The sequence below is a fragment of the Streptomyces albidochromogenes genome (genome assembly GCF_005981925.1).
GTDB lineage: Bacteria > Actinomycetota > Actinomycetes > Streptomycetales > Streptomycetaceae > Streptomyces > Streptomyces albidochromogenes.
The window spans coordinates 1-4,768 of the sequence record NZ_VBVX01000421.1; the positions used below are offsets into that span (position 1 = coordinate 1).

Genomic DNA, 4,768 nt, shown 5'->3' on the forward strand with positions numbered 1-4,768 from the left:
TCCCAGGAGACCGCCGTGACCATCACCCCTCCCGCCCTGAGCGTCTTCGAGACCCTGGAATCCGAGGTACGCAGCTACTGCCGCGGCTGGCCCGCCGTGTTCGACCGCGCGCAGGGCAGCCACCTGCACGACGAGGACGGCCACACCTACCTCGACTTCTTCGCCGGCGCCGGGTCACTGAACTACGGCCACAACAACCCGGTGCTGAAACGGGCGCTGATCGACTACATCGAGCGCGACGGCATCACGCACGGCCTGGACATGGCGACGACCGCCAAGCGCGCGTTCCTGGAGACCTTCGAGAACGTGATCCTGCGGCCGCGCGACCTGCCGTACAAGGTGATGTTCCCCGGCCCCACCGGCACCAACGCCGTCGAGGCCGCGCTCAAGCTCGCCCGCAAGGTCAAGGGCCGCGAGTCGGTCGTCTCCTTCACCAACGCCTTCCACGGCATGTCGCTCGGCTCGCTCGCCGTCACCGGCAACGCGTTCAAGCGGGCCGGCGCCGGCATCCCGCTGGTGCACGGCACTCCGATGCCGTTCGACAACTACTTCGACGGCCAGGTCGAGGACTTCCTCTGGTTCGAGCGGCTGCTCGAAGACCAGGGTTCGGGCCTCAACAAGCCCGCCGCCGTGATCGTCGAGACGGTCCAGGGCGAGGGCGGCATCAACGTCGCCCGCGCCGAGTGGCTGCGCGCGCTCCAGGACCTGTGCCACCGCCAGGACATGCTCCTGATCGTCGACGACATCCAGATGGGCTGCGGCCGTACGGGCGGCTTCTTCTCCTTCGAGGAGGCCGGCATCACGCCGGACATCGTCACCCTGTCGAAGTCCATCAGCGGCTACGGCATGCCCATGTCGCTGTGCCTCTTCAAGCCGGAGCTGGACGTCTGGGAGCCGGGCGAGCACAACGGCACCTTCCGGGGCAACAACCCGGCGTTCGTCACCGCCACGGCGACGCTCAACACGTACTGGGCCGACGGCCAGATGGAGAAGCAGACGCTGGCCCGCGGCGAGCAGGTCGAGCGCGCGCTGCTGTCCATAGCGGACGAGAACGCCGCGGCCGGCGTGAGCTTCCGGGGCCGCGGCCTGGTCTGGGGCATGGAGTTCGCCGACAAGACGCGCGCCACCGCGGTCTGCCGCCGTGCCTTCGAGCTCGGCATGCTGCTGGAGACCTCGGGCCCGGAGAGCGAGGTCGTGAAGCTGCTGCCGGCGCTCACCATCTCCCCCGAGGAGCTGGACGAGGGGCTGAGCATCCTGGCCCGCTCGGTCCGCGAGACCGCCTGAGGCCGTCCCCCTCCCGACGCCGCGACTGCCGGCGTCCGCACACCCGACGCCCTGAACACCCCGCGTGTCCGAGGCAGTACCCAAGCAACACAGAAGGGCTCGACTCACCGTGATCGTCCGTTCGTTCAAGGACATAGAGGGAACCGACCGCCATGTGAAGGCCGCTTCCGGAACCTGGGAGAGCAAGCGCATCGTGCTCGCCAAGGAGAAGGTCGGCTTCTCGCTCCACGAGACCGTGCTGTACGCGGGTACGGAGACGTCGATGTGGTACGCGAACCACATCGAGGCCGTGCTCTGCACGGAGGGCGAGGCCGAGCTCACCAACGACGAGACCGGCGAGACCCACTGGATCACGCCGGGCACGATGTACCTGCTGGACGGCCACGAGCGCCACACCATGCGACCCAAGACCGACTTCCGCTGCGTATGCGTCTTCAACCCGCCCGTCACCGGACGGGAGGACCACGACGAGAACGGTGTCTACCCGCTGCTGACCGAGGAGGTCTGAACCATGACCGACGTACTGACCGCACACACCGAGACCCGACGCGCCGACCTCTACCCGACGCGCGGCGCCGCCGAGGTGACCACCCCCCGCCAGGACCCGGTCGTCTGGTCCGCGCCCGGCGCGCCGGGCCCGATCGAGCCCGCCGAACTCATGGGCTTCGAGCGGGACGGGTTCCTCACCGTCGACCAGCTCATCACCCCGGAAGAGGTGTCGCTCTACCGGGCGGAGCTGGACCGGCTGGTCAGCGACCCGGGGGTGCGCGCGGACGAGCGCTCGATCATCGAGCCGAAGTCGCAGGACGTACGGTCGGTCTTCGAGGTGCACCGCATCAGTGAGCTCTTCGCACGGCTCGTGCGGGACCCGCGGGTCGTCGGCAGGGCGCGCCAGATCCTCGGCTCGGACGTGTACGTCCACCAGTCGCGGATCAACGTCAAGCCGGGCTTCGGGGCGTCGGGCTTCTACTGGCACTCCGACTTCGAGACGTGGCACGCCGAGGACGGGCTGCCGAACATGCGGACCGTGTCCGTCTCGATCGCGCTGACCGAGAACTACGACACCAACGGCGGTCTGATGATCATGCCGGGGTCGCACAAGGAGTTCCTGGGCTGCGCGGGAGAGACGCCCAAGGACAACTACAAGCGGTCGCTGCAGATGCAGGACGCCGGCATCCCGTCGGACGAGGTGCTGACGCGCATGGCGGACCGCCACGGCATCCGGCTCTTCACGGGCAAGGCCGGTTCGGCGACCTGGTTCGACTGCAACGCGATGCACGGCTCGGGCGACAACATCACGCCGTACGCGCGCAGCAACGTCTTCATCGTCTTCAACAGCGTGGAGAACACGGCGGTCGAGCCGTTCGCCGCCCCCGTACGCCGTCCCGAGTTCATCGGCGCGAGGGAATTCACGCCAGTGAAGTGAGGGCCGCGTACGCGCAGGTGATGCGCCGGGCGGGCTTGGTGCGAACCGGGCCCGCCCGGCGGCGTGCTCAGCCCGCGAGCACGTCCAGCGTCCGGTCCACGTCGGCGACGGTGTTGTAGAGGTGGAACGACGCGCGCAGGTTGCCCGCCCGGACGGACACCGCGATGTCCGCCGCGGCGAGCGCGTCGACCCGGTGCGCGAGGCCCGGGGCGGAGACCACCACGGAGTCGCCGGGGACCGGCGTGTGGCCGAGCGATACGAGCCCTTCGCGGTAGCGCGCGGCGAGCGCGAGGCCGTGCTCGCGCACGCGCTCGATGCCGATCTCCTCCAGGAGCGCGAGGGAGTGCTCGGCCCCGGCGTACGCGACGAAGGGCGGCGGCTCGTCGAACCGGCGTGCGCTGCGCGCGAGTTGGCCGACCGGGCCGTAGGTGCTGCCCCAGATGTCCTCGCCCGCGAGCCACCCGGCGTGGATCGGGGTGAGGGATTCCTGCGCCTCTTCGGTGACGGTGAGGAACGAGGTGCCGCGCGGCGCCAGCAGGTACTTGTAGCTTCCGGTGACCGTGTAGTCGAAGAGCCCGGCGTCGAACGGGAACCAGCCCGCCGCCTGGGTCGCGTCGACGAGTGTGCGGGCGCCGTGCGCGGCGGCGGCCGCCCGTAGCGCCGGCAGGTCGGCGGTGCGCCCGTCGGCGGACTGCACCGCCGAGCAGGCCACCAGGGAAGTCTCGGGACGCACGGACTCGGCCAGCTCCTCCAGCGGCACGTACCGCGTCTTGAGGTCGCCGCGGACCGCGAAGGGGTTGATCACCGAGGAGAAGTCGCCCTCGGGGCAGAGGACTTCGGCCCCGGCGGGCAGGGAGGCCGCGATCAGGCCGACGTGGACGGACACCGCCGTGCCCACGGCGACGCGCTCTTCGGGGACACCGACGATCCGGGCGAACGAGGCCCGTGCGGCGGCCACCGGGCCGAAGTCGAACGTGTCGCGTCCGGTGGCGGCCTGCTCGGCCGCGGCCTTCACGGCCGCGACGGTGCGACGGGGCGACAGGCCGCAGGACGAGGTGTTCAGGTAGGTCGTCTCCGGCGCGAACTCGGCGGCCACGACCTCGGTGAGAGTCAAAGGCTTCATGGCCCCACTCTGCTACGCCGCCAACTCCCCGTCCATTGCGTATTTTTGCCGCCTGGATCCAAGTGACGCTTATACGTCGCACGTCCCCGAGGCGTCGCACGCCCCGCCGCCCGCGCCGATCGTGGCCAGGGGCGTGACGGCTCGGCTCTCCCATGCCTGCTCCAGGGCCCGGGTGAAGACCTCGGCGGGCTGGCCGCCGGAGATCCCGTAACGCCGGTCCAGCACGAAGAACGGCACTGCGCTCGCCCCCAGCTCGGCGGCCTCGCGCTCGTCGGCGCGCACCTCGTCGGCGTACGCGCTCTCGTCCTCAAGGACGGCGCGCGCCTCCTCGGGGTCGAGCCCGGCCTCGACGGCCAGGTCGAGCAGGACCCGGGCGTCGAAGACCGACCGCTCCTCGGCGAAATTGGCGCGGTAGGCGAGATCGAGCAGCTCGTCGTGACGGCCGCGGGCCCTGGCGAGGTGCAGCAGCCGGTGGATGTCGAAGGTGTTGCCGTGGTCACGGCCCTCGGCCTCGTAGGCGAGCCCTTCGGCGTGCGCGTGGGAGGCGACCTGCCGCTCCATCGCCAGCGCCTCGTCGTGGGTGCGCCCGTACTTCCTGGCCAGCATGCCGGTCACCGGCTCGATGACACCCTTGGGGCTCGCGGGGTCGAGCTCGAACGAGCGGTGCACCACCTCGATCGCGTCCCGGTGCGGGAAGGCGGCGAGCCCCTTCTCGAAGCGGGCCTTGCCGATGTAGCACCAGGGGCAGGCGATGTCGCTCCAGATCTCGACGCGCATGTGCTTCTTCACTCCAGGTCAGGGGTCATGTGGGGATGACGGAGGGGGCCTTGGCTCCTGCCTCAACAGCGTCCCGGAGCGACGCATTCCCCGGGCACTCTCGGGACTCCGGGGAACCCTCGGGGAAGTCCTGGGGGAGCGGAAGGGCGGCGGGGCGG

General features: G+C 70.3%; 5 protein-coding genes. 3 read left to right on the forward strand and 2 right to left on the reverse strand.

Annotated features, from left to right (window positions below; all coding sequences use genetic code 11):
- Window positions 1-15 precede the first annotated feature (15 nt).
- The 3 genes from ectB to thpD all read left to right on the forward strand — a co-directional run bounded on the left by ectB (window position 16) and on the right by thpD (window position 2,710).
- Window positions 16-1,284, forward strand: a complete 1,269-nt coding sequence (gene ectB / locus E2E34_RS31575) for a diaminobutyrate--2-oxoglutarate transaminase (protein ID WP_138905278.1) — start codon at window positions 16-18, stop codon at window positions 1,282-1,284.
- Window positions 1,285-1,393: 109 nt separating this feature from the next.
- The gene (locus E2E34_RS31580) at window positions 1,394-1,792 is read left to right on the forward strand and encodes an ectoine synthase (protein ID WP_069929355.1); all 399 of its coding nucleotides are present in this window, start codon (window positions 1,394-1,396) and stop codon (window positions 1,790-1,792) included.
- Window positions 1,793-1,795: 3 nt separating this feature from the next.
- Entirely contained in the window at window positions 1,796-2,710 is a 915-nt protein-coding gene (gene thpD, locus E2E34_RS31585; protein ID WP_138905279.1) for an ectoine hydroxylase, read from the forward strand.
- Between the two features lie 67 nt (window positions 2,711-2,777).
- On the opposite strand, the gene E2E34_RS31590 is transcribed toward thpD, so the two are convergent.
- Both E2E34_RS31590 and E2E34_RS31595 read right to left on the reverse strand, forming a co-directional pair.
- Window positions 2,778-3,833, reverse strand: a complete 1,056-nt coding sequence (locus tag E2E34_RS31590) for an aminotransferase class V-fold PLP-dependent enzyme (protein WP_138905280.1) — start codon at window positions 3,831-3,833, stop codon at window positions 2,778-2,780.
- 69 nt (window positions 3,834-3,902) lie between these two features.
- Entirely contained in the window at window positions 3,903-4,610 is a 708-nt protein-coding gene (locus tag E2E34_RS31595) for a DsbA family oxidoreductase (RefSeq protein WP_138905281.1), read from the reverse strand.
- Window positions 4,611-4,768: the final 158 nt, after the last annotated feature.